The organism is Paenibacillus sp. FSL H7-0942, assembly GCF_045040715.1.
GTDB lineage: Bacteria > Bacillota > Bacilli > Paenibacillales > Paenibacillaceae > Paenibacillus > Paenibacillus amylolyticus.
Genome location: NZ_CP150279.1, coordinates 5744307 through 5769388, shown reverse-complemented (window position 1 = coordinate 5769388; position 25082 = coordinate 5744307). Strand labels below are relative to the sequence as shown.

At 46.3% G+C, this 25082-nt stretch carries 26 protein-coding genes and 1 other annotated feature; of the genes, 15 read left to right on the top strand and 11 right to left on the bottom strand.

Annotated features, from left to right (window positions below):
- The first annotated feature begins 156 nt into the window (after nucleotides 1-156).
- Nucleotides 157-1035: a sporulation protein YunB gene (gene yunB, locus MHI48_RS25410; RefSeq protein ID WP_076328967.1), complete on the top strand. Its 879-nt coding sequence runs from the start codon at nucleotides 157-159 to the stop codon at nucleotides 1033-1035.
- 88 nt (nucleotides 1036-1123) lie between these two features.
- On the opposite strand, the gene MHI48_RS25405 is transcribed toward yunB, so the two are convergent.
- Nucleotides 1124-2194, bottom strand: coding sequence for a M23 family metallopeptidase (locus MHI48_RS25405; RefSeq protein ID WP_076328968.1), 1071 nt, complete (start codon nucleotides 2192-2194; stop codon nucleotides 1124-1126).
- Nucleotides 2195-2436: 242 nt separating this feature from the next.
- On the opposite strand from MHI48_RS25405, the gene lipA reads away from it, so the two are divergent.
- The gene (lipA, locus tag MHI48_RS25400; RefSeq protein ID WP_017692371.1) at nucleotides 2437-3336 is read left to right on the top strand and encodes a lipoyl synthase; all 900 of its coding nucleotides are present in this window, start codon (nucleotides 2437-2439) and stop codon (nucleotides 3334-3336) included.
- A gap of 14 nt (nucleotides 3337-3350) precedes the next feature.
- Nucleotides 3351-3770 (top strand): YutD family protein, encoded by a 420-nt coding sequence (locus tag MHI48_RS25395; protein ID WP_245838390.1) that lies wholly within the window; start codon nucleotides 3351-3353, stop codon nucleotides 3768-3770.
- 28 nt (nucleotides 3771-3798) lie between these two features.
- On the opposite strand, the gene MHI48_RS25390 is transcribed toward MHI48_RS25395, so the two are convergent.
- Both MHI48_RS25390 and ylbJ read right to left on the bottom strand, forming a co-directional pair.
- Nucleotides 3799-4602 (bottom strand): NAD kinase, encoded by an 804-nt coding sequence (locus tag MHI48_RS25390; protein WP_036673293.1) that lies wholly within the window; start codon nucleotides 4600-4602, stop codon nucleotides 3799-3801.
- A 104-nt stretch (nucleotides 4603-4706) separates the two neighbouring features.
- Complete coding sequence (ylbJ, locus tag MHI48_RS25385; RefSeq protein ID WP_076328969.1) at nucleotides 4707-5960, bottom strand: sporulation integral membrane protein YlbJ; 1254 nt, start codon at nucleotides 5958-5960, stop codon at nucleotides 4707-4709.
- 152 nt (nucleotides 5961-6112) lie between these two features.
- On the opposite strand from ylbJ, the gene MHI48_RS25380 reads away from it, so the two are divergent.
- The 3 genes from MHI48_RS25380 to MHI48_RS25370 all read left to right on the top strand — a co-directional run bounded on the left by MHI48_RS25380 (nucleotide 6113) and on the right by MHI48_RS25370 (nucleotide 7674).
- Nucleotides 6113-6277, top strand: coding sequence for a hypothetical protein (locus MHI48_RS25380; RefSeq protein WP_155984997.1), 165 nt, complete (start codon nucleotides 6113-6115; stop codon nucleotides 6275-6277).
- Between the two features lie 244 nt (nucleotides 6278-6521).
- Nucleotides 6522-6899: a globin gene (locus MHI48_RS25375; RefSeq protein ID WP_036605723.1), complete on the top strand. Its 378-nt coding sequence runs from the start codon at nucleotides 6522-6524 to the stop codon at nucleotides 6897-6899.
- Nucleotides 6900-6942: 43 nt separating this feature from the next.
- A complete protein-coding gene (locus tag MHI48_RS25370) occupies nucleotides 6943-7674 on the top strand; it encodes a DUF2225 domain-containing protein (protein ID WP_036605724.1) in 732 nt (243 codons plus the stop codon).
- 12 nt (nucleotides 7675-7686) lie between these two features.
- On the opposite strand, the gene MHI48_RS25365 is transcribed toward MHI48_RS25370, so the two are convergent.
- Together MHI48_RS25365 and MHI48_RS25360 are read right to left on the bottom strand one after the other, a co-directional pair.
- Nucleotides 7687-7920 carry a hypothetical protein gene (locus MHI48_RS25365; RefSeq protein ID WP_017692378.1) on the bottom strand — a complete coding sequence of 78 codons (234 nt, stop codon included), beginning with the start codon at nucleotides 7918-7920 and terminating at the stop codon, nucleotides 7687-7689.
- Nucleotides 7917-8087, bottom strand: coding sequence for a YycC family protein (locus MHI48_RS25360; protein WP_017692379.1), 171 nt, complete (start codon nucleotides 8085-8087; stop codon nucleotides 7917-7919). The genes MHI48_RS25365 and MHI48_RS25360 overlap by 4 nt, the downstream gene beginning before the upstream one ends.
- 118 nt (nucleotides 8088-8205) lie before the next feature.
- Here MHI48_RS25360 and MHI48_RS25355 point away from each other — a divergent pair, with 118 nt between their 5' ends.
- On the top strand, nucleotides 8206-10005 hold the full coding sequence (locus MHI48_RS25355; protein WP_405142151.1) for a M3 family oligoendopeptidase: 1800 nt from the start codon (nucleotides 8206-8208) through the stop codon (nucleotides 10003-10005).
- A 275-nt stretch (nucleotides 10006-10280) separates the two neighbouring features.
- Nucleotides 10281-10691 (top strand): O-methyltransferase, encoded by a 411-nt coding sequence (locus MHI48_RS25350; protein WP_282320259.1) that lies wholly within the window; start codon nucleotides 10281-10283, stop codon nucleotides 10689-10691.
- Nucleotides 10692-10776: 85 nt separating this feature from the next.
- Here the strand turns inward: MHI48_RS25350 and MHI48_RS25345 are convergent, their stop codons facing one another.
- Both MHI48_RS25345 and MHI48_RS25340 read right to left on the bottom strand, forming a co-directional pair.
- A complete protein-coding gene (locus MHI48_RS25345) occupies nucleotides 10777-11010 on the bottom strand; it encodes an alpha/beta-type small acid-soluble spore protein (RefSeq protein ID WP_047841310.1) in 234 nt (77 codons plus the stop codon).
- A gap of 205 nt (nucleotides 11011-11215) precedes the next feature.
- Nucleotides 11216-12190 (bottom strand): aldose 1-epimerase, encoded by a 975-nt coding sequence (locus MHI48_RS25340; RefSeq protein WP_036673298.1) that lies wholly within the window; start codon nucleotides 12188-12190, stop codon nucleotides 11216-11218.
- 245 nt (nucleotides 12191-12435) lie between these two features.
- Nucleotides 12436-12704: a binding site (T-box leader), on the top strand.
- Nucleotides 12705-12776: 72 nt separating this feature from the next.
- Here MHI48_RS25340 and trpS point away from each other — a divergent pair.
- Nucleotides 12777-13769 carry a tryptophan--tRNA ligase gene (trpS, locus tag MHI48_RS25335; RefSeq protein WP_036605729.1) on the top strand — a complete coding sequence of 331 codons (993 nt, stop codon included), beginning with the start codon at nucleotides 12777-12779 and terminating at the stop codon, nucleotides 13767-13769.
- 115 nt (nucleotides 13770-13884) lie between these two features.
- On the opposite strand, the gene MHI48_RS25330 is transcribed toward trpS, so the two are convergent.
- Complete coding sequence (locus MHI48_RS25330; RefSeq protein ID WP_017692385.1) at nucleotides 13885-14085, bottom strand: hypothetical protein; 201 nt, start codon at nucleotides 14083-14085, stop codon at nucleotides 13885-13887.
- Nucleotides 14086-14205: 120 nt separating this feature from the next.
- Here MHI48_RS25330 and MHI48_RS25325 point away from each other — a divergent pair, with 120 nt between their 5' ends.
- Nucleotides 14206-14424 (top strand): alpha/beta-type small acid-soluble spore protein, encoded by a 219-nt coding sequence (locus MHI48_RS25325; RefSeq protein ID WP_017692386.1) that lies wholly within the window; start codon nucleotides 14206-14208, stop codon nucleotides 14422-14424.
- A gap of 116 nt (nucleotides 14425-14540) precedes the next feature.
- On the opposite strand, the gene MHI48_RS25320 is transcribed toward MHI48_RS25325, so the two are convergent.
- Entirely contained in the window at nucleotides 14541-15521 is a 981-nt protein-coding gene (locus MHI48_RS25320) for a metal-dependent hydrolase (protein WP_036605731.1), read from the bottom strand.
- A gap of 424 nt (nucleotides 15522-15945) precedes the next feature.
- On the opposite strand from MHI48_RS25320, the gene MHI48_RS25315 reads away from it, so the two are divergent.
- A complete protein-coding gene (locus tag MHI48_RS25315; RefSeq protein ID WP_405142147.1) occupies nucleotides 15946-16557 on the top strand; it encodes an SCO family protein in 612 nt (203 codons plus the stop codon).
- A gap of 71 nt (nucleotides 16558-16628) precedes the next feature.
- Here the strand turns inward: MHI48_RS25315 and MHI48_RS25310 are convergent, their stop codons facing one another.
- Nucleotides 16629-16976 carry a toprim domain-containing protein gene (locus MHI48_RS25310; protein ID WP_405144726.1) on the bottom strand — a complete coding sequence of 116 codons (348 nt, stop codon included), beginning with the start codon at nucleotides 16974-16976 and terminating at the stop codon, nucleotides 16629-16631.
- 526 nt (nucleotides 16977-17502) lie between these two features.
- The gene (locus MHI48_RS25305) at nucleotides 17503-18678 is read right to left on the bottom strand and encodes an MFS transporter (RefSeq protein ID WP_047841308.1); all 1176 of its coding nucleotides are present in this window, start codon (nucleotides 18676-18678) and stop codon (nucleotides 17503-17505) included.
- A 190-nt stretch (nucleotides 18679-18868) separates the two neighbouring features.
- Here MHI48_RS25305 and MHI48_RS25300 point away from each other — a divergent pair, with 190 nt between their 5' ends.
- The 4 genes from MHI48_RS25300 (at nucleotide 18869) to MHI48_RS25285 (ending at nucleotide 25006) form a co-directional block, all read left to right on the top strand.
- Nucleotides 18869-19351: an ATPase gene (locus MHI48_RS25300; RefSeq protein WP_174806458.1), complete on the top strand. Its 483-nt coding sequence runs from the start codon at nucleotides 18869-18871 to the stop codon at nucleotides 19349-19351.
- Between the two features lie 18 nt (nucleotides 19352-19369).
- The gene (locus MHI48_RS25295) at nucleotides 19370-20515 is read left to right on the top strand and encodes a transglutaminase domain-containing protein (RefSeq protein ID WP_036605735.1); all 1146 of its coding nucleotides are present in this window, start codon (nucleotides 19370-19372) and stop codon (nucleotides 20513-20515) included.
- A gap of 105 nt (nucleotides 20516-20620) precedes the next feature.
- On the top strand, nucleotides 20621-22660 hold the full coding sequence (locus MHI48_RS25290; protein WP_405144724.1) for a peptidoglycan D,D-transpeptidase FtsI family protein: 2040 nt from the start codon (nucleotides 20621-20623) through the stop codon (nucleotides 22658-22660).
- Between the two features lie 396 nt (nucleotides 22661-23056).
- Nucleotides 23057-25006, top strand: a complete 1950-nt coding sequence (locus MHI48_RS25285) for a peptidoglycan D,D-transpeptidase FtsI family protein (RefSeq protein ID WP_405142144.1) — start codon at nucleotides 23057-23059, stop codon at nucleotides 25004-25006.
- Nucleotides 25007-25082: the final 76 nt, after the last annotated feature.

Below are 25082 nucleotides of genomic sequence, written 5' to 3'. Positions count from 1 at the left end.
GATTTCCGGTTAGGTTAGCCAAAGAGGAGTACTTGTCCCTTTCATGTTGTTGTTACTTTCTGTCCAGTGTCCACGCACTGTCCTTCTTTTTCGGGACAACGGTGCATAAGGTTAACATATAGCCTATAGCTCATCCCGCAGGGGAGGGACACTTCGATGATGAGAAGAAAATGGCGAAGCCGGAGACGCCGTAAGCCGCCAAGCGGCAAACGCAAAATGTGGTTGATCATTTTATTGGTCACCGCGTTTTGTTTGATGCAGGGCTTTGCTTATGTGGATAAAAAGATGAAGCCCCCCATCATGCATTTGGCCAAGATCAGAGTGAAGCAGATTGCAACTGAGGCGATCAATAAGGCGATTACAGCACAGGTTGCAGATGGCAAAACCAACGAAGGGCTGATTGACTGGAAGACGGATACCGCAGGGAAAGTGTCCGGTTTCATGCTGAACTACAATGAACATATGCGAATCACAGCAAGTACGATGAATATCGTGCAATCCACGCTGCAGAATGTACACATGTTAAAAGAAAAAATCCCGCTGGGTCAGGCGCTGGGCAGTCCGGTGTTGGCTTCATTTGGCCCGAGTATACCGGTTCGTATTGAGCCCCAAGGTGCTGTCAAAGTGGATCTGAACACCCGTCAACAGAATGCGGGTATTAACATGATTTTGGTGGAAGTGTACATTCACATCATTGCTGAGGTCGCGGTCGTGGTGCCATTCGACATGGAGCCGGAAACGGTCGATACGGAAATCCCGATTTCCTACCTTCTGGTTGTCGGGGATGTGCCAATGTATTATTACGATAATCAGGGCAAGCCAGTGGGCAGTAACGGCAGTAATGCTCCAGCTATTGCGCTGCCATCAGGTCATACGGGTGTATCAAGCGGTAATGGAGTAACTACGAATCCCCCAAGCGAGAACCAGCAACAGACGCCGTCAGACCATTTGCAAGGGAATGAACTTGAAATTGAGCCGGATGATCTGCCTGATGTGAATGGGGGATTGCAGCTCAATAAGGACGCGCACCCATGATACACACAAATTTGAATTGCAAAGCAAAGAAAGGGGCCTCTATTAAAGAGGTCCCTTTTTCGCTTTGCTGATCGTGCATATCCTCGTCTCACTTGCTTTTCTTGCTCTTTTGTTTGCGTTCATCCTGTTCCCAATGTTTCAGCTGTGGATAAGGATCAAACGACCATTCGTGCAGTCCGCTGTCGCGATAGATCCCATAGTGCAGATGTGGAGGGAATTTGCCCTGTGTCCCAGGTTTCCCGTAACCCGAACTGCCAACCCAACCTACGACCTGACCGGGGATCACAACTTCACCGATGCGTGCACTTTTGTCAAAACCCGAAAGGTGGGCGTAATAGTGATAATGATTGTTCAAATCACGGATTCCGATGCGCCAGCCACCAAACGGATTCCAGCCTTTGATTTCCACGACCCCGTAACAGGTACTGCGCACAGGCAGGCCATGCGGAGCGAAAATATCTGTTCCCTCATGAATGCGATAACCGCCCCAGCTTCTTTTTGTCCCCCAGGTACTGCGATAGGAGTAGTTGGTTCCGAGCGGGACCGGAAAGGCATGTCCGAATAGATCCAGATTGTCAAAATGCTCATATAACTTCGCGAATTGTTGTATCCGTTGCACAGCACGGGAGTTGTGATAATATTCCCACAAGGCAATGTTGAAGTCCTCTTGTTTGTTCCCGTAACCTTGAATAACAGAAGCCATGCTGTACAGCACATCCTGATCATTGTTGGCATCCGCTATACCGTCTCCTGAACCATCACGTCCATATCCTTTGAAAAAAAGAATGGATTCCGGATGTTGATCCGTCTCATCGGGATTTAGCCATCCTCTCCAGGCCGGAGGGGTCATGAAGATACCCGTAAGCCGCTCCGGATGCTTACGATCCTTTGGGTGTGCACGAGTAATCGTACGTTCATACTGATCAATGGCGGCCAGCCTGTACCAGGGAATCTGGGTCATCTGACCAATGGTTTCATATAAATGGCGACGTGCAGCGAAAATTTCTGCGGGTTTTAACTCGGCAGCCTGTGGTTTGGGAGCGGCCTGGGCGGGTTCACCGTAAACTTCAACAGGCAAGAATGGGAGAAGCAGAGTACCTGCAAGTAATGTTTTGATCCAAAAGCGGTACGTGTGCCTGAAGGTCACGCGTTGTTGCACTGGGATGCAGCCCCTTTCCATTAGAATGATACAAGGTACCCGATGAACCAAGCTAAAGGTTAGCGTTCTTCAAAAGTTCTCATTTTATCCATGTAAGCTCTTGGGGGGGGAATCCAATTATACAAATTGTCCATATCAGGCATGAATGCACATGATGTGACAAATGGGGGTTTTTCCAGCGCTTTCATGGTATAATATGTTCCGAGCAACAGCCTAACTTCAGTAGAAAGAAGGTTTATGCATTGGCTAAACGTGTTAAAGAACCGAAGCCGGATTGGATTCGGATCAAATTGACAACCGGCGATAACTATCAGGAAATGAAAACGATGATGCGTTCCAAAACGCTGCATACGGTATGTGAGGAAGCACGGTGTCCGAATATTTATGAATGCTGGGCCAATCGAACGGCCACTTTTATGATTTTGGGCGACATTTGCACAAGGGCATGCCGTTTTTGCGCGGTGAATACAGGCTTGCCAACGGAGCTTGATTTACAGGAACCAGAACGTGTGGCGGAAGCAGCAGAGCAGATGAATCTGCAACACTGCGTAATTACAAGTGTAGCCCGTGATGACCTGAAGGATGGGGGAGCTACGATTTTTGCAGAGACCGTGAAGGCCGTACGGCGTCGCCTGCCATTGTGCAGCGTTGAAGTTCTCATTCCAGACTTTCTGGGTGATCGGGAATCTTTGCAGATTGTAATGGATGCCAAACCGGACATTCTGAATCACAATATTGAGACGGTTGAGCGGTTGTCAGACAAAGTGCGTGCCAAGGCAAAATATAAACGTTCACTGGAATTGCTTGCTCGTGCCAAAGAAATGCAACCTAACATCCCTACGAAATCAAGCATTATGCTTGGTGTAGGTGAGGAATATAATGAAATTTTATCAACAATGGATGATCTTCGTGCGGTGAACTGTGATATTATGACGATTGGTCAATATTTGCAGCCATCGGAGAAACATCTGTATGTTGAAAAGTATTATCCGCCAGAGGAGTTCGCTGCATTGAAACAGGAAGGATTAAAACGTGGGTTCAGCCACGTCGAATCCGGCCCGATGGTACGCAGCTCCTACCATGCGCATGAACAGGTGAAATCGGCTACCAAACATGCTGAACAGGCGGCAACACACGCGTGATGGAGGATACCGGATTGGAAGAAGAAAAAATCACAGAACAGATTCAGGACCAACTTCAGGAGCAGATCGAGGAGCCGGTTCAGGAATCAGTTGTTGAATCGGTTGAAGAAAAGCCCAAAGAACCGGTCATTGTACAAATCGGCGGCAAAAATTATGAAATCGTCCAGAACCACAAAGAAGGCTGGAATCCAGAGGTTTTCCGTGATCGTTACAGTGAAGTGCTGGAGCGTTATGATTATATTATCGGGGACTGGGGTTATAGCCAGTTAAGGTTAAAAGGTTTTTACCGTGATAACCATCCAAAAGCGACGAAGGATTCCACAATCGCCAGTATGGTGGATTATATCAATGAATATTGTAACTTTGGCTGTGCGTACTTTGTGCTTCAGAAGAGCAAGGATCAGCCTCAAGCCAAAGCAAAAAGCGGTTCCTGAGAAGGACCGCTTTTTTGGTGTGTTTATTTTAGTCAAGAAATGCCGTGCGAACCCGGTTCCAGAATGGATAAGGGCGGAAACGTGCGAAACTGACCTTGTGACTGGATACCTGACAACGGACGGAGATCAGATCCTCCACCATCACGTTCACATGATCAATCGTCATCAATAACCGCTGATCCTTGCGGGAGAAAATATCACAATGATGATGCTTGGGCAAAATAACCGGTGAACCAAGTGTCCGATAGACCCGGTTATTAATCGATGCAATCTCCGCAATCTGAATCGCCTCGATGGTCGGATGAACCATGGCGCCGCCAAGGGCCTTGTTGTATGCCGTACTGCCTGATGGCGTGGATACACAGATGCCATCCCCACGGAACATCTCAAATGTCACATCATTAATATCAACCTGGGCCACGACGGTACCGTCTACACCTTTTAACGTGAATTCATTAAGGGCGATGTAAGAGGAATTCCCTGACTTTTTACGAATCTCAAGCTCCAAGAGTGGGTATTGTACAATACGTGGTTTGAGACGCTCCGGATCTCCCTTGCCACTCATCAGCCTGACTAACTCCCGTAATTCTTCCTTCTTCCAATCGGCGTAAAAGCCGAGATGGCCTGTATGAACCCCAACAAAAGCAATATCCGGAATACGGTCGATGAAATTGTGAAATGCCTGTAGCATCGTACCATCGCCCCCGATGGAGATAACAATCTCCGGCGATTCTGCATCCAGCTTGAACCCTTCTTCCTTCGCCAGCGCATGAAACTGCTGACTGAGATCAATCGATAACTGGTCTCCGCGGTCTTGAACATAGTATCTCAAGATGAAAGCTCCTTTGTGGTCATTATACTACCGATGATAATCAATTCCGCTGAAGAACACAACGTTTGGGCGCATATTCAGTTAAATATAGATGAATCGTTCACTTATTTTTTGGCATGTCGTCTAGGTTTGAGAATGGAACTTAATATCGCAAGGAATAACAACAACACGATGAGGCTTACAAAAACAATCATTCCGGATAAAAAAATCAGTCCCCAGTCCGGTGTATACGTTGATAACGATGGGATGAAACCGGGCTCCATGAGAACGGGTGAAGAGGAACGTCCCATCATGGGTGTCCACAACAGCAGGACCAGCATAGGTGCGATTAGCGCATGGATTGCTCTGGCAAATAGAAATGGACCGTATCTCATGGGTGTGTTGCTAAGAACACTCATAATCTGTGCATGGACGGATAATCCACCCCAAGAGAGAACAAAGGCTGCTGCTGCTACTTTATAGACGAGTGGGATGGATGCCCCGGCACTCCCAGCCTCTTTGTTCCCCAGCGTTACTTCAAACAGCCCACCGACCAAGCCAGGAGATAAGGATGGAGGCAGTCCGCTATGTCGTAACAATTGCTCGGTTATCCCGTATAATCCGCCAAGCCAACCGGTCTGGACAAGTAGCTCCATCATGACCGAGAAGAATACAACCAGCCCTCCTACGATAATAATAAGGCGAAGGGATGAGGAGACTGCCTGGCGCAGCAGTTCACCAAATGCCCGCCCGTCAGCTTTTCTTGCTTCATGCATCGCATAGATGGCCCGGACCAGTCTGTTTCTAGGTATCCCCTCCGTTGGAGATCCAGAAGAACTGTCTGGGTGTGAGCCTTTTGCTGTACCCCCGTGAAAACGCATGAGCATACCCACCAGAAAAGCTGCAGCGTAATGGCTCGCAACCAATACTGGAGCAATGGCGACATTATGGAAGAACCCAACCGATACCGCTCCAATCATGAAGATCGGATCGGATGATGTAGTGAAGGCAACGAGCCGTTCTCCTTCTTCCCGGGTAACCAGCTTTTGTTCCCATAACTGAGCGGTCAGTTTCGCCCCTGTAGGATAACCGGATGCACAGCTCACGGCAAATACAAAACCACCGCTTCCGGGAACACGAAACAATGGACGCATCAGTGGATTCAGCAAGGTACCTAGAAAATGCACAATGCCAAAGCCGAGCAGCAGCTCGGACAGCACCAAAAAAGGAAAAAGGGAGGGAAACAATACGTCCCACCAGATGGACAGTCCGCGTACACCTGCATGCCAGGTTTCCGCTGGATACAAGACCATTAACACACAAAGGGTCAGGAGAGCGAGTGTGACCAGGACATGGGTGAGTCGTTGTGAAGCAGCCATGAATTCTTCTCCTTTATTTTTGGAATGGTCGGTGTGCGGAAGTCTGTGGTGTTATTGCCATCAATATATGAAAAAAAGTGGACAAACAGTACAAAATTATACGTAGAAAGCGCTTGCAAAAGTGGCTGTGTTTTTGAGTGATGTGTGCTAAAATGAGAAAAACGCCTGAACGTCACCTAATTGTCTCCAAGGTGGAATTCAATTCGGATGGAGTGATGATCATGAGTCTTGTCACCGGAATCCTGGTCTGTGCTTTTGTATATGTGATACGTGCCTCGCTGGTACGCTCTGAGGAAGAGGACTGGCGGAGTTATTAATGAAATATCTAGTGCGCCAACCCAAGCGGTTGGCGCTTTTTTTGTGTTACATTTTGAATAAGGTCCTATACACAGATGGCAGGTTACATGTCCTGATGATTTCATGTTATATAGGACTTTTTGGTTTTTTTTGATAGAATGGAGATAAAGGCTTTTGTGGCCTGGATATTGTTACTGTTTTCACAATGTTCACGGAACGTGTAATATATGGCAAAATTCGACATCAGAAAGGGGAATCAGACGAATGAATCCCAGTTTGAGTATTTATGACAATCTTGGCGGTGAGAAAGGTGTTCGCGCATTGGTCGAGGCTTTCTATCCGATCGTTCAGCAGAATGAGCAGCTGGCTCCGCTTTTCCCGGAAGATATTCAGCCGGTCATCGACAAGCAGTATATGTTTTTGTCTCAGTTTTTTGGAGGACCAGGGCTGTTTTCCGAGGCGTTTGGACATCCGATGATGCGTGCCCGTCATATGCATTTTGAAGTGACGGTTGAACGGGCTGAGGCTTGGCTTGCATGTATGGATCAAGCCTTAACACAGATTGGTGTGGAGGAGCCCTTGCATTCGTTTATCCTGCAGCGTTTATCCGGGCCTGCACATCATTTTGTGAATACACCGTAGATCCGAATATGATTACAAGCGTACGGGAGAGGGATGGAATAGATTGGAATTAGAGCCGCTGTATAAGGTGAAAGTGACCTGCCATTATTGCGAAACCGAGTATGAAACCTCACGGGTAAGACCGAGTTTGAAAAGGCCCTACCGGACGGATTCGGATTTTTGTGCTTACTACAAGCTGGAGAATCCAGATTTTTATGTGGTTCGCATCTGTCCGCAGTGCGGGTTTGCCACGACGGAGAACGCAACGGAGCATCTAAATGATGCTCAGCGCAAGGCTTTTAAGGAACAGATCGGTAACCGCTGGGTTAAACGTGATTATAGCGGAGCACGAACACTGGAACAGGCGCTGGCAACGTACAAGCTTGCCTTGCTGTGCGCACAGGTTATCCGGGAGAAAGATCGTGTCGTCGCTGGTCTGTTGCATCATATAGCTTGGTTGTATCGTTATATGGAGGACCATGCACAGGAACATCGTTTTCTTGAATTTAGCCTGGAAGCCTATGTGAAGGTGTTCGAACGTGAAGGAACGGGTGGCAATGAAGCCAAACTGTTGTATTTGCTCGGGGAATTGAACCGCAGGGTAGGACGGTTTAATGAAGCAGTGCAATGGTTCAGCAAGGTCATTCATGACAAGCGGATCACAGATGCGGCCATGATTCGTGCTTCAAGGGAACAGTGGGCCGTGCTGCGTGAGCAGATGATTTCAAGTAAGTTGGAACTCCCTGAAGAGATGCTGGAAACAGACAAAGAGGCTGCAAAGCGCAGCCCCCTCTAGGTTGATCTTACATTAGTTACGGACAGGACGGCTGGATAACAAATAGTCACTGTCGTTGTCGATCACGGTCATGCTTGTATTACAGCAGGGAAAGACCAGTAATTTCTTTTTGCCTTCGCGAATGAGCACAAGCTCTTTGGGTTTGAGGGGGAGCAGCACGTTGCTTGCATGACAGTAGGGACATTGCTGTACATAGATGTCTCCCATCACAATATCGTAAGGCCAGCTGTTCTCAAACGGAATCATTCTTGTTCGCCTTCTGGTGCGGAAGGTTTGGAGGCTTCTTGTTTGGCGAGTTCCGCAATCTTCTGCATCAGGATATGTTGGGGCATGTGCATCAGGTGCTCCAAAGGTACGCCCAGGGATTCTGCTAATTTGACGGCTGTATCAGCCGATACTTGTAAAGGTTTCATACGTTTACCTCCTGAAAGTTGCTATAAGTATTTCTCTAGTATAGAGATATGGCTGACAGAAAACCAGTTTTTAATTCAATCCTAACCATCCAATTTATAGAGAGAGGTGCCTTATTAAATGAAAACGCCATTACACCCCGTGTGGGACCTGGAGTCCATTTTTAGTGGAGGTTCTTCCTCCGAGACATTTGCTGCGTATCTGATTGAACTGGAAGAGGATGTACGTAAACTGCAACATCTGTTGAACGAAACAGATGCACCGACTTCATTAGAAGAGACGGCTGCATTTGATCCGATTTTGGAACTGCTGCAAAGCTGTTATATCCGCATATCGGAAGGATCTGCGTTTGTATCCTGCCTCTCATCGCAAAACCAGAAGGACAAAAAGGCAACGCAGCTTCAGGGCGCCATCAGTTCTATTGCAGCGATGCTTAACGGCAGCAAATCGAAGTTTGATAATACACTCAGTCAGACATCGGATTTGGTGTGGGACGCTTGGATTGCTAGGGAAGATATTCAGCCGCTGGCATTTGTACTGAACGAGAGTCGTACGCTGGCTCGTGAGAAGCTGTCGCCTGAACTGGAAGGCCTTGCACTGGATCTGGGTGTGGATGGTTACCATGGTTGGGGCAAATTCTATAACACGATTGTCAGCAAGGTGAACATTCCATTTGAGCAAGATGGGGAAACGGTGATGCTCTCCGCAGGACAGGCTGCCAACAAGCTGAGCGATAGTGATCGGAATGTACGCGAGACGGTATTCGCAAACTGGGAGCAGGCTTGGACCGATGTCGAAGATTTCTGCGCTGACACGCTGAATCACCTAGCGGGATTCCGTCTGAAGTTATATGAGAAACGTGGCTGGGATGATATCCTCAAAGAACCTCTGGCCATCAACCGGATGTCACGTCAGACACTGGATACGATGTGGGATGTGATTAATGGTGCCAAACCTGCGCTTGTTCAATATCTGGAGCGCAAGGCAGAACTGCTGGGGGTAGACAAGCTCAGCTGGAGCGACGTAGATGCACCTGTAGGTAAATCAAGTGGCAAAATCACTTACGATGAGGCAGCCATCAATATTGTTGAACAGTTTGCCAAGTTCAGTCCTAAACTTTCCTCGTTTGCAGAGATGGCTTTTGAGAAACGCTGGATCGAAGCAGAAGACCGTCCTGGCAAGCGTCCAGGCGGATTCTGTACGTCTTTGCCACTTAGCAAAGCAACCCGAATTTTCATGACCTTCTCCGGGACACCATCTAATGTGTCGACTCTTGCACATGAACTTGGTCATGGATATCATCAACACATTATGGAAGAGTTGCCTGCATTGAATCAACGTTATGCGATGAATGTGGCTGAGACAGCATCCACGTTTGCTGAACTGATTGTAGCAGATGCCCTGGTGCAGGCGGCAACAGATGAGCAAGAGAAGCTGGCTTTGCTGGAAGACAAGATACAGCGAAGTGTGGCTTTCTTTATGAACATCCATGCCCGGTTCCTGTTTGAGAATCGTTTCTATGAACAACGCAAAAAAGGTCTGGTCAACGCGGATGAATTATCCAAATTAATGGTGGAGGCGCAGCAGGAAGCGTTCTGCGGTGTACTTGCATCAGATCATCCTCATTTCTGGGCATCCAAACTGCATTTCTATCTGACGGGTGTGCCATTCTATAATTTCCCATACACGTTCGGTTATATGTTCAGTGCGGGAATCTATGCGAGAGCACAGCAAGAAGGAACGGCATTTGGAGATAAATACGATGATTTGTTGCGGGATACAGGGCGTATGACGGTCGAAGAACTTGCTCAGAAACATCTGGGTACGGACCTGACACAACCGGAATTCTGGCAAAATGCTGCGGACTTGGTTATTGCCGATATTGAGCAGTTTCTGCAGATGACAGCAACCGAAAAATAGGTTGAATATATATGAAAAGGCTGCAATTCCGTGTTAACAGACACAGGATTGTAGCCTTTTTTTTGTACAGAATCCTCATTTTCGATTCTCGAAGATTTTGTCGTAATTAATTGAAAAAGCTCAGTTTAAGGGAGCGGAATGGCAATTAATTGTGCAAATCATAGTTAGAAATACCCAACTTTGCCGTTCTTTGTTGAATGAGCACATATGATGTCATATAATGAGTCGTAAGTCCTTGCTGTATAGGACTATAAGCATATAAGGAGAGTGTTAATATGAAAATTGATGAGCTTTCATTAGCGAGACAGTTGGATCTGGTATTCAAAGAACTTGATAATGAGTTATCAGGGTTAGATTCAGGGGTAGTTTTTGTGCAAATACGAAACAACGTAATTGGGAAGTTCGGTATTCGACATAATCCGATAGCTGGACGAGATGGGCAGATGGATGTGGAGGAAGGGGGGCTAAACGTAACCCAGAGAACTTCTTTCCGGGCGATGGCGCTGGAGACGTTGAAATTCAAACGCAATTGGACGCATGGCGAAATATCGTACGACTTCACAGTAAGACAAGGTATGATTTTGGTAGATGCAACGATGGAGTCTAATTACAATATGGCGAGCCTGATGATTCGTTACCCTAGAACCAATACATACAAGGATTCAGATATGGAGTCGACCTCCTAATTAGTTGCACAAGAGAAAGCGGCACTTCCGAAGAAGGCCGCTTTTACTTTTGGATTCTGCTTAGGCTCAAGCAATAATTACGAGCTTACGAACGACCCGATAATTGCTGCTCAGCGATTTGCACCAGACGTTTAGTGATGTATCCACCCAGAGAACCTGTCTCACGGGAAGTATAGTTACCGTAGTAACCATCTTGTGGAATAGTTACACCCAGCTCTTGAGCAGCTTCAATTTTCAATTGTTGCAATGCTGCTGTTGCTTGGGGAACGACCAGGTTGTTGGAGCGGCTACCGCTACCTTGGTTTTGACTTCCGTACATATGTGTCACCTCCTTATGGGTTGGTGATGTTAGTATGGTTAGAGAATACGGAAATATACATGATATGGCGTAAGGGAAAATATGGATAACTATCAGTGCACAGGACACATAAAAAAGCCGACCCAATGCGGGTCGGCAAGTTGTATTTGGATATCAAAATATAGGGTGATATGCGTAAAAGCAAAATAGAGCATGATCAGCTCGCTTAGTCTGTAGGAGGTATAACCTCAATACGTGTAAATAACTCAACAGGCTGTTCCGGTTCCAAGCGAATCAACCCGGTTTGTTCATCCGATAAAGCCAAATTAGGTGCATCCGGGAGCCAAGTGTACGGTTCAATGCATAAGAACTGATCGGATTCACCTTTGGTAAAGAGAACCCAATGTTTGAAAAATGCTTCATCTGCTGAATATTTCAATGTATATCCATCTTGCCTGCGTAAGTAAGCCGTAGCCGGTTCACCTTCGGTAGCTTTCAACAGGGTATCCCAGTTACGTCCCTGCAAATTGATGCCTTCGTTCAGAGCAGACCATTCACCCAGGGATTCCAGTTCACCTGTCGGTAGTTGTTCTTCATTCTGTCCGTATATTCCGGAAACAGGAAGTTGCAGTGTCCAGTCGGCAGGTTTGCCGTCTAACAAAAACCATGTATGATATCCCATCCCAAAAGGAGCAGGCGTTGAGCTCAGATTGGTGACTCGCAGACGCTGGCTAAATACAGCGTTTTGCAGACTGAACGTCATCTCAAGTTTTAGGGGAATCGGGAATTGGGCCATCCAATGCTCTTCATTTTCGGTCAGTAATTCAGTCGTAATTGCACAGCCGTCTTCATCTTCCTCAATGTCACTGACACACCAGGATTGGGTACGGTGGAGACCGTGAATATGGTTGTCATTCGCCGTGTTCTGATCAAACTGGTAACGAACGCCTTCATATTCGAATTGTCCACGATGAATGCGCCCTGGTGGAATCAGGAGAGGAACGCCAAAATGGTACGGCTTCTGCAGATAAAAGGCAAGATCGTCTTCATCCGGACGGCGGACGACATCTCTGTCCTGCACTAAATCGCGAATAGAAATAATATTATTTCCAAGACGCGGCAGCAGGGTGATTTCCAATTCACGGCTATGTAGGATATACGTGTCGTAACCATTCCATTGGCCTTTGGTCACTTGTTTCATATCGATGCTCCTTTTCCCACTTGAAATCTGTCTGCAAGCAGTTGTGATGAAGGCACTGCTGCAGGCGTGTCGTTGTGTACATGCCAGCTATTTCCTGCGCTATTTCGTGTGAAGCAGGCAACAGGATAAGCAATTCCATCATAACAGATTTTGATGTCTCGGGTAAAAAAGTTCAACTCATTTTGACATTCACGCCTGTGCGCATTAAGATGGAACTCTGAAAGCATTTATTAGAATTAAATGACATGAAATCGATGACAGGGATAAGTAGGCCAAGAGAATCCTCTCCAGAAAGCCGGTGGTTGATGTGAACCGGTGTGAGCTCTTTACCGAATGGACCCTTGAGTGTAGGTTTGAACAGGTTAAGCCAGAGATGGGCTTGCCCCACTAGAGTCTGCCGTATAATCCACGTTACGGAACAATGAAGGCATTTCTTCAGCTTGACTTGATTTCAGGGTCAGGAGCAATCGAAGAAAAGCGAATAAGGGTGGCACCACGGTCTCACGTCCCTTGCGGATGTGGGGCCTTTTTGCGTTCGCAGAGAATGGCAGGAGTTTTTTATATACAATCAGGGAGGCGTTATGTTATGAAAACAGTACTTTCAGGTATTCAGCCAAGTGGTAAGCTCACATTGGGCAACTATATTGGTGCAATCAAAAATTTTGTAAAACTCCAGCATGACTATCAATGTCATTTCATGGTGGTTGATCTTCATGCCATCACCGTGGCTCAGGAGCCAGCAGCATTGCGTGAACAGTCTGAAGCGGTAGCTGCGCTGTTTATTGCAGCAGGCATTGATCCTTCGAAATCTAACGTATTTCTGCAATCCCATGTACCGCAGCACGCCGAATTGGGCTGGTTGATGACAACGCTGACCTCCATGGGTGAGCTTGAACGTATGACTCAGTTTAAGGATAAATCATCCGGTAAAGATTCGGTTGGTGCCGGACTGTTTGTGTATCCATCATTAATGGCGGCTGATATTTTGTTATACAATGCTGACCTTGTACCAGTAGGTGAGGACCAGAAGCAGCATCTGGAACTGACACGTGATCTGGCAGGACGTTTTAACCACCGTTATGGGGAGTACTTCACCATTCCAGATCCGTATATTCCGCAGGTGGGTGCACGGGTAATGTCACTTGATGATGCCTCTTCGAAAATGAGCAAAAGTAACCCTAACGCTGGCAGCTATATTGCCCTGCTGGATCCGCCGGATGTGATTCGCAAAAAAATCAGCCGTGCCACTACAGATTCGGGACGTGAAGTCGTATATGATCCGGCAAACAAACCGGAAGTCAGCAATCTGATGAGTATTTATGCTGAATGTGCAGGTATGACACTTAAGGAAGTAGCTGAGCGTTATGAAGGCAAGATGTATGGTCCGTTCAAAAAGGAACTGGCTGAAGTGGTTGTATCTGTGATTGAACCGCTGCAACAACGATATAATGAGATTCGTGAGTCTGGCGAATTGGCGGATGTTCTGGATACGTCAGCCCGTCGTGCAGAAGAAGTTGCTGCTCAAACGTTGGATGCAGTTAAAGAACGTATGGGATTTGTTCCGAGACGTAAACAGTAGTCCTGAACAAAGATCTTCATTTCATGCAATGAATAGTTAACATGAATAAAGAGGAGCCTTATTGAAGGACTCCTCTTTATTCATGCGTTCATTATTGAACTATCAAATGACCTGCTCAAGAAGTGGGCTCTGAAGCAGCCGAGCGAACTTCCTGACGTTCTTTTTTGGCGCGAATCACAAATCCCCAGCCAATGTTGGCAATGGACAGGACAAACAGTAGTGCAGCAAACCAACCGGAGTAGGAGATCATAATTGCTGAAACCGTTAACAAGATAATCGAAGAGAATGCGAACCATAAAGACAAGCCTTTACTCATTGGGAAAAACCTCCATCTACAAATTTAGTAAAACTCCGTATAACCTGTAGCCTACGAGCCATAATAATCTTGCAAGCTTGCAATTACATTACAGACACAGATTGAAGGGAGATTATAAATATGGCTCAAGGATCTCGTTCTAACAACTTGGTGGTACCTCAGGCAAATTCAGCACTGCAACAATTGAAAATCGAGGCTGCACAGGAACTGGGTGTAACTATCCCACAAGACGGTTACTATGGTAACTACACTTCCCGTGAAACAGGATCTTTGGGTGGATATATCACCAAACGTCTGGTACAAATCGCTGAGCAGTCTCTGGCTGGGTCTGGCAAATAATTTATTTTAACCAACAGCAACAAAACAGGATAAACGGAAAGCCCGGAGCGGAAACGCTCCGGGCTTTCTCGCGTATCAGTTCCTATGTCTGATTGTGCCTTGCCATGCTCACTTCGTCAAGGGCGTGCAGATAAAAGTTTTTTATCCATTTTCTCATCGCTTAACCAGCCTACATACGTATCAATTGTCTCGAAATTCCGATCCATCACAATCACAGCGACAAATGGATATTGTTTCCGGTGTCGATAACGTACATCTGCCCAACGGACCTTGTAACCGGCAGGCAGTTCTTCAACCTCTGCCACCGCATAGGAGGTGAAATAGAGGAAGGCACTGACTTCCGGTGATTTGCGTGAAGCAGCAACGGCCGCATGAGTAGAAGACGAGGCGTGCAGACTCCATACCAGGTTAGAACCATCCATTTTACCGATCACATAACTGCCGTCCTCAACTCGTTTAACCACATGCCAGCGGTTCCAGGATATCGTTGGAATGACGATGTATCTTGCCTGCTCTGGGCTGTTGTCGAGACGTCTAACTTTTCTGACCGCTTGTGCACGAGCAATCGTTCGCCATATATAATATAAACCGGTCAAACTATACAACGTAACGAAGAGTGGTGCAGGGGCGATCAGATCAAAGGCCCATAACAGGATAGCTATGACATGTGTAGTGAATAGAAACGGATCAAAAATATGAATGATGTTCCAGGCGATCCAGCGTTCCGTAAAAGGCCGGGCGGCTTGGGTTCCATAGGTGTTGAACAGATCGGTGAATACGTGAAAGCCTACGGCCACAGCGGTCCAGGTGGCAACGTGTCCAATAGGGACACCAGGGAATATCAGTGCAATGACGCCGGTGATGAGCAAAACCCATAACAGGAGAAATGGCAGAGAGTGTGACAAACCCCGATGATTCCGAATGTAAAGCGAATTGCTTTTGAGACGTAACGCAGTATCAATGTCAGGAGCCTGGGAACCGGCGATCGTGCCAACCATTACTGCAGCTGCAAGCATGGGACTAGCCGCGACGACAGGATCGACATAAGCCAGACCGGCTAGACCAATCCCCATGACAAAATGTGTAGAGGTATCCATAAACGTCTCCTTTGTGTGGTGTATCGTTCTAAGGCATATTACTTCTCTATCTAGGTGATACCCATATATAGTGTATAATATCCGTTTTCCAGGATGCAAAACATCCCTAATTTCAAAGTTATGACAATTTCCTGTGCCATACCCAATAAATGTACGTAGTTTGTCAAACTATTTTGGCATTTCCTATGATAAACTTTATATCGGATACTGAGAAAAAATGTGGCAGACAATGCGCGGTCGGTTATATTACATAAATATTTATGGGCATTGTTCCTTTAAACCGTTACAATAATATAGAATCTCATAAAAAGTAGGTTTCTTTGAATACATATGTCACAGTAGATGGATAAAGCGAAACAAACGTGATTTTGGATTCACATATGTATGCGTATTCATAAGAGGAAATACAGAAGGGACGAGGAAAATGTTGAAAAAGTACAAATGGACATGGATGCTGCTTGGGCTCGCACTAATAATGGCTGTGTATCTGATGTGGGGCACTGTATTTGCCAGTAAGGAAAAATTACCCGAGATTCGTGAAATCCAATCCTTTTCTATGGAAAATGTAGATGGCAGTACAGTATCACTGGAGGATACTCAAGGGAAAGTCCGCTTGTTCTACTTTTATTTCACCAGTTGTCCGGATGTCTGCCCCATTACGACCTTTACGTTATCTCAGGTGCAGGATCTGTTGAAAGAGGACGATACCTTTGGTAAAGATGTCTCATTTGTATCTATTTCATTCGACCCCAAAGTCGATACAAGAGAGAAGATTAAGACGTTTGCAGACCGTTTCCACGCGGATTATTCCGGATGGTACTTCTTGCGAGGGGATATGGACAAAACAAAACAGTTCGCCAGGGAATCATTCCAGATCCTGATCGATGGGGAGAGTAAGGATGATTTTGCCCATATGAATATGATTGGATTGGTGGATGGGAACAACCAGCTGCGTAAGGTATATAACGCATTTAATACAGAGGACGTTGTGCCAGCTGTCATTGCCGAGGATATTCGCAATCTGATCAACGAATAACATGACACTCATATTGTAAAGGCTGCCTTCTGGTTGGATACCAACCCAAAGGCAGCCTTTTGGTATTCATTTTAATAGGAAGGATGTTTAGGGTATTGGATGTATGTCTCTAACCCGGCTTTCTCCAGCTGGGCAATGATATACTCATCAGGTGTTCCTTCCACACCCGCATATCCTCGTCGTGTATACATCTGTACTGCATCCGGGAAAGCATCCCGAAGTACACCTCTAATTTTTTTGCCGGAACTGTCATTATCCATAAATAAAAAGACTTCGTCGTAACCGACTTGCTTGCGCAGGGTCTCCAACTTGAGGGAATTAAGTGTTCCAAACGTACATAGAATGTTGATTTCGGGTCCAACCAGACGTTTCAGTTTGCTTCGGTCATTCTTACCTTCCACAATGACATGAATAGGCATGATATTCACCTCTTGTTCGAGAGCTTATGTCGACATTCCCCGGGAAATGTTGCAGCGAAAATCGACTGATTATATAAAATGGACTCCTTTCTTTACACTGTTCACCACGCGGACAGGAGCACCTCTGATTTCTAAATTCTTTTTCACATACATCAGGAATTAATTCTGATCAGTAGTGGCCGTTACGGTTACGGATCGTTCATTCGATCGCTGTTGTCTCCAAATTTCTGATTGATTTTATTTTTTATAGGTTGAAATATGGAGACAAAGGCGAACGCTACCGCTTCTTCAAAATCGATTCCGTCCCCTTCACTACTTCCAATGATCATCCATACCCAATGATGGTATTCAAGAAAAAGATGAAATCTTAAAGACGGTGCTGATGATCCCTAGGTCGTTCCGTTCGAGTGTAAAACGTTAGTCCATTTTATATAGTTTAGCTGTAAATGGGGGAATGATGCAAAGCTAATGAAAATACTGGCCTAATTGATGCCATTACGGTAAGGACACAGAGTCTGATCGGAATTTAATTCAATATACTTTTCGGATCGGACAGGGGAGCTTCGCGTCTGGATGTATAGTATGGAAGCAGTAGCATACCAATCATTAACAAAAGAAACGCGATGAAATAGGGTGATAACCCGACACGAAGTTGCCCGGCTGTGATGGGGCCGATGAAAGAGCCGATGGAGGTGGCTATGGATTGCAGCGAGAAAATGCGGCCCAACTTGCTTCCTCCGCTCAGACGGATAAATAGGGTTGCCATAGCTGGAAAGATGATGCCTTTGGACATCCCAAGTACAAATAATACAGTAGACAACGGAACTTGCGGAATGGCTGCCATCACAAAAAAACACAAGGACATTAACAGCACGCCCGCAACCAGACGCAGCTTGGGGGAATACCGGTTGAGGAATAACATGCTGAGTGTGAAGAGTGCCCCAATACTTATTATAGAGAACAGCAGTCCGGTAGACATGATGGACGATTGTCCTCCGCCCCGCAGGGGTAATTCGAAGAAGAGAATCCCTTGGGCACAGGCAATCACCAGAGGCAAGGCGAAGTATCGCCAGGACACCGGCAGGAATGCGCTTGTGGCATCTGCTGGTGAAGCGTCAGGTTTAGCAGGTTCAGTTACTCTCTCCTGCTGTTTGACGATACCACGGGGCATGGTCATGAAAGCAATGACACCTGTGAGAATAAGCAGATAGCCCAAACCTGAGAATGTAGCAGAGAATCCCATGGAACCCACAATGATCGCACCGGCTGCTGGTGATACGACAGATGCAAGGGTATGCACTACCCCGTGACCCGACATATACTTACCCTGTTTCACCGGATCGCTGGATAACTGTGCAAGCAGGGCGAGACATGCAGGAGACAGGAAGGCCAGCACAAACCCGCTGATGGAACGCAGCGCCAGCAGTTGCCATGGTGTTTGGACATAGGCTTGTAAGAGCAGGATGAATCCTGCACCGAGCAGACTGAATACAATGTAGCGGCGACTGCCATGTTTATCGATTTGTGTTCCAGCAATCAGATTGCCAGGAAGATGTGTTAAGGAATAGATGCCCATCATCCAGCCAATGAAAGTAGGGGCGGCTCCCAGCGAGATGGCAAAAGGGGTCAGAATGGGATACTGGGCGTGCAAATCAAATACGGCAAGGAACAAAAACAGGTATAGCCAGATGGCCGTTTTCACATAAGCCCCTCCTTGTTAAGCGATGCATGTTCAAACTACAGGTCTTGAACGTGTTCCCCGTTCGCCCGGCAGAACCTCATGGTACTACTTGTACGCCCGGCGGGACGAACTTAGACCGTTTATTTTTAAGGGAGAGGGCTTAGCTGACAGCAGCTTCGGAAATCATGTATAATATTCGGGAGTGTTACGAATGAATTCTAATACGGAAGGTGTAGTCATGAACATAGAAGTAATCAAAGAGTTTGTGATGCAGAACTGGCTGGTGATCGTGGTTGCATTGATCATATTGTTCTTTGTTCTAAATGTGGTCAAAACCGTATTGAAATGGGCGATTGCCATCATCATTATTGCGGCTCTACTGATATACAGCGGCATCTCCATTGATCAGATCAAACAGACAGTGACAGACGTACAATCCAGCACGATGGACACATTGAAGAAGGAAGCAACCAGCATGATGCTTAAGGAGGCTTCCAAAGCGAAATACGTCAAAGGACAGGATGGAGCGTTCACCATCACAAGTCCCAATGTGGAGATTAAGGGCAGAACTCAATCGGATAAAGTTGATGTGACCTTCCGCGGAATTTCACTTGGCGAATGGAAACTCGACAATGAAACTATACGTACGTTTGTCGAACAGGCACAGGAGAACAAAACAGCACCAGCATCGTAGTAAAGGGGGAATCGGTACGTGCTGCAGAATTGGCTGGACAGCCTGAAGGAATTGAATGGCATCACGATTATGCTGTTGCTGATTGTGGCTGCTTCATTATTGCAGGGTTGGTCCAGAGGGGCTTCGCGTTCAGCAGGCAGACTCTTTGGGTTCCTGATGGATGGCATTATGGCGGTCATTGGTATTCTGTTGTCGATCGGTTTAACGTTGTGGCTTGCGCCATATGTACAGCAGTGGCTGTCTGAGTATGCTTCAGCCATGCCTAACCGTGAGTTGAACCGGTGGGAACAGATGTATTATACGTTGGTTACGGCGATTGCAGATTTTCCGCTGATGCGGTTCGCTGTATTATTTGTACTTAGCTATGGACTCATCCGACTGATTCTCGGGTTTCTCTCTTCATTTATTTTTAGTAGCAGGCAGAGGTCAGCCGAGGAAAGTGCGCCTAAAGGTATGTTTAGTCGCTTGACGGGTGCATTCATTGGCACGATCATAGGCTCCGTCCGCGGAATGATTGTCATCGCAGTTTTGTTCATGATTGTCAGTCTTTACCCTGGAAGCATGTTCAGCCGATATGTGGAAGCATCCCCGATCTATATGCAAGGGGCCAAATCAGTCATCGAACCGTTGTCCGGCACGTTCATTAAGGACAAGCTACCCGTATTTACGCAGGCTGTGCAGAAGGAACTGGGCGGCATCCTGCAACGCAAATATGAAGTCATCGACCACAATATTCCGACGGACATTGAATCTGCAGCGAGTGAGATTGTCAAAGGCCAATCGACAGATGAAGCCAAAGCAAGAGCGCTTTACGACTGGGTAGGTTCACGTATTCAGTATGACTATGGTAAAGTGGATGACTATGAGCAAAAGGGCATATGGCATGAACAAAATCCACAGAATACATTTGATACACGCAAAGGCGTATGTATTGATTATGCCCGTCTTTATGCCGTGATGGCCCGTTCACAAGGACTTGAAGTCAAAGTTGTTACAGGACTTGGTTATAACGGCCAGGGAGGGTACGGTCCGCATGCGTGGAATGAGGTGTATTTGAGTGGTTCCGAGAGCTGGGTTCCGCTTGACCCGACATGGGCGATCAGTGGAGACTGGTTTAATCCTCCGAATTTTGCCGACACCCATCTAAAGGATCAATCAGCTTAGCAATACAACGGACATGGGTCCGGAATATGACGACGTTGCCAGGTTATCATGCCGCGGAGAATCAGTTTGAGCGGTATGCATCAAGTCATGAAAGAGGTAGGATGGATGAAAAAACATTCCAATGAGAAGGATGAACTTACGGACAAACGGCGCTTCAGTTACCGAATGAACGTATTTTTCTTCGCTTCCTTTGTTATTTTTAGCGTTATTATTGTACGCTTGGCCTTTTTACAATTTGTCGAAGGGCCTGAGCTTAGTCAGGAAGAAGCAAGTAACATTACCAAGGATGTACCACTTCCTCCTGTGAGAGGCACGATCTATGATTCTACAGGTGAAGTGAAGCTGGCTTATTCTAAGCCCATTCAGTCGCTATACTTGACGCTGTATAAAAACTATGGGGATGTTGATGGGAAACCGAGTCCCAATATAGGGGAAGTGCAAGATATTGCAACCCGGTTGCATGATGTGTTTGAACAGTACAAGCTGAAGGATTCAGAGTCACTTACAGTGGAGAAAATTATAGAAGAGATGGACTTGAACTCCCGCAAAGCGAACGGTTTTATGCCGCGTCTGATCAAGAGTGATCTGTCCGAGGAAGAGGTAGCTTATTTCCTGCAACATAAGGACGAGTTCAAAGGTATTCAGATCGTCGAAGAGAGTGTGCGATTCTACGATCCGGATACGGTAGCGGTTCAGACCATCGGTTATCTGAAGAAGTTCAGAAGTTCGAAGTCCTTGAACAAATACAAAGAGGTGGATGAGGCCAATAAAACGCAAACGGATCCGGGCCTGGTGTATACAGAGAATGAATTTGTAGGCTTTGATGGACTGGAACTGCAATATCAGGATGCTCTCCGCGGCAAAAGCGGATATACATCCGTTGATGTTGATTTGCGTAACTTGCCTGAAGGTGTAGCGGGTTCTACCCCGCCGCAGAAAGGGTACGACCTGATTTCCAGCATTAACAAGAATGTTCAGGTGAAAACAGAACAGGCCATTCTGGATCAGTTGAGTTGGCTTCATCGGAATCCGGTTTCCGGTAAATTGCATCCGAATGCAAAGACCGGATTTGCAGTTGCAATGGAAGTGGATACCGGGAAAATCGTATCTGCTGCGAGTATGCCGGATTATGATACCAACGTATGGAGAACTGGCGGTATAAGTTCTGAAGATTACGACAACATAAAATATATTTATCAAAATGGTACCATTCGTGGATTCCCGCCAGACGATTCAGGTAAACGGGCGGAATCTGTTGTATTGCTTGGTTCTACAATTAAACCGCTTAGTGTATTGATCGGTTTGAAAGAAGGTTTCTTCACTACAAATACCGTATATTCAGATAGAGGTTCAACGACCTTTGGTGGAGACAATCGCAGAGTGCAGAATTCATCAGGGCATGTGTATGGTGCAATGTATCCTCGTGATGCGATTCGTCATTCCTCGAACGTGTTCATGATTGACGAAATTGGTAAAAAGCTTTACTCCAAGTATGGTGCAAAGGGTGTCGACGTGTGGGACGAATACATGGAGAAATTTGGGTTAGGTATCTCCACAGGTGTTGACCTGCCTAATGAATATCTTGGGCGCAAAGAATATGGTAAGGAGAGCATCGAGAGTTCTTTGACCAAGCTGGTGTATGCCTCCTTTGGTCAACAAGGAAAATATACAACGATGCAGCTTGCTCAGTACACGACAATGCTGGCGAACAAAGGAAAGCGGATGGAGCCACAACTGGTTAGAGAGTTCCGGGATTCTGAAGGCAACGTGGTCGAGAAGGTAAAACCGAAGGTACTCAGCACGGTAGAGTTTAACGATGCCTACTGGAATGAAGTGCAACGAGGCATGGCCACCGAAGTTTCGGCATTTAGCGGATTCCCTTATGACTTTGCCAGAAAAACAGGAACATCGACACAGGTAGTAGGTGGCAAACCCGTTGATAATGGGGTGTTCATTGCCTATGCACCACGTAATAATCCAAAGCTTGCTGTCGCTGTGGTTATCCCCGAAGGGGGCTTTGGTTCCAGTAGTGCGGCTCCGGTTGCACGTGCGATCTTCGATGCCTATGACGAGGAGTTCGGTCTCGACGGTGTACCGAAAAAGGACAAAAATAAAGATTCAGATTCGGAATCAGGCACACAGTAATGTGAGGCATTGGTTACAGAGGGGACCCTTCGTGGGTCCTCTTTTTTGTTTTTACGTGGAGAATGGATTGTAAGAGTGAACTAATTCGTTGCATTAATATGTAACCATATGAGCTGTACCACGTTTATATAAGGGAAGGGTAAACGCGATCTGGAGAACGGGATAACGTTGATATGTCAGTGTTTACATTGAAATCGGTAGATAGGGTAGTGTAAAAGTTCTGTTTACGAAAATGTAACCAAATATTGAAAGACGTGACAGCTAACCTTTGGTAGACTTGGTTGAGAAAGGATTAAATATCGGATTGAACGCGTTCACAAGACGGATTAAATATTTTATTTTTATAGAGGAACGGGAGAGGCTTAAAACATGTTTAACCGATTGAGGAAGAAACCCATGACTGAGGAAGATACACCCGTCAACAAGCCTTCCACCGCAAGGCTGAATCTGTTTTTTTTCGCGGCATTTGTCATATTTAGTATCCTTATTTTCAGATTAGCCTTTGTGCAATTTGTCGAGGGTCCTGAACTGACGTATATGGAAACGAGTCGTAATACCAAAGACATTCCACTCGCACCTGTTCGTGGTCCCATCTATGATGCGACAGGGGAAGTCGCGCTGGCTTATTCCGAACCTGTACAGTCCCTGTATGTACTGTTATATGAGGATTATCGGAATGATGAACGTAGACAGGAAGCAGAGGAACTGGCTCATGATCTGGCGGCTGTGTTTAAGCAGTTTAATCCAGGGGACAAAGAGCAGCCGGATGCGGAAGAGATCATCAAACGATTGGATCTGGATTACCAGAAAACGTTCGGGTATGTGCCGAGGCTCGTGAAGTCGGATCTATCGACCAAAGAAATTGCTTTTTTCATGGAGAAAAAAGCAGATTATCCAGGCGTTATGGTGCTGGAAGAAAACATAAGAAAATATGACCCGGATGGTGTAGCCGTTCAGATTGTGGGTTACACAAGAGAGTTCAAACGGGCACCAGATTCCATTGCCAAATATAAGGCCATCCGCGAGGGGGCAAGTACCCAGCGTGATCCTGGTCTTGTGTACCATGAAGAAGAGAAGGTTGGCTTCGATGGGCTGGAGCTTCAATATCAGGAAGCACTTCGTGGACGAAGCGGATATCAGTCCATTGATATTGACGCACGTAATCTGCCAGATGGGACGATGTTACAAACACCACCGGAGAAAGGCTACAGTCTGGTTTCCACCATTAACAAGGAAATTCAGATGGCTGCACAAGAGGCGATAACGGACGAATTGCGCAGACTTCCCAAGGCAATTACAGGATACGCAGTAGCCATGGAAGTGGATACGGGGAATGTGGTGGCTATGGCGAGTATGCCGGATTATGATCCGAACGATTGGGATTATGACAAAATCAAATATGTATTCCGGAACGGAACCACCGAGTCGTTCCCACCGAATGATGCCAAGCCTAGTCGGGCGGAATCCGTTATACTTCTTGGATCAGTAATCAAGCCGTTAAGTGTCCTAATTGGATTGAAAGAGGGATTATTTACAGCAGGACAGACCTATCATGATCAGGGATATGCGGTTTTGGGGAAAGATGGCCGACAAGTGAAGAACTCGCATTCTGCTTATAATGGTTCTATTACGGCGAGAAGAGCGATTGAGAAATCCTCCAATGCCTTCATGATTGATATGGTGGGGAAACGTTTGTTAAGTAAATATGGCTCAGAGAAAGGTATCGATGTCTGGCATAAACACATGCAGGAATTTGGCTTGGGTGTGTCCACTGGTGTAGATCTGCCTAATGAATTTCTGGGTAGGTTAGAATATACTAATGAAGACGAATCAGCTCTTACACGTTTGGCGTTTGCCTCATTTGGGCAACAAGCCAAGTACACTACGATGCAACTCGCCCAATACACGACCATGCTTGCCAATAAGGGCAAACGGATGGAACCACATCTGGTGAAGGAAATCCGTGACGCGGACGGCAATGTGGTGAAAGAGATCAAACCGAAGGTGCTTAATGAAGTTGATTTTGCCGAGGCGCACTGGAATGAAGTGCACAAAGGAATGGTTACCAAAGTAAGTTCATTTGACGGTTTCCCTTACGATTATGCTCGGAAAACAGGAACATCAGAGCAGGGGACCGGACCGAACAAAAAAGAGAATGGTGTATTTATTGCCTTTGCACCACGAGATAATCCGAAGCTTGCTGTCGCCGTTGTTGTACCGGAAGGTGGATTCGGGTCAGTCAGTGCTTCACCAATAGCACGGAAAATCTTCGATGCATATGATGAAGTGTATGGTCTCGATGGAACGCCAAAAGGTAAGAAAGACGAAGGGAAAGACAAAGAGTAATGTAAAAGAAACGAGGCAGATGTAGCGCTTTTACATCACATCTAACACGTTAATGAAGTGAACAACATATGAATTT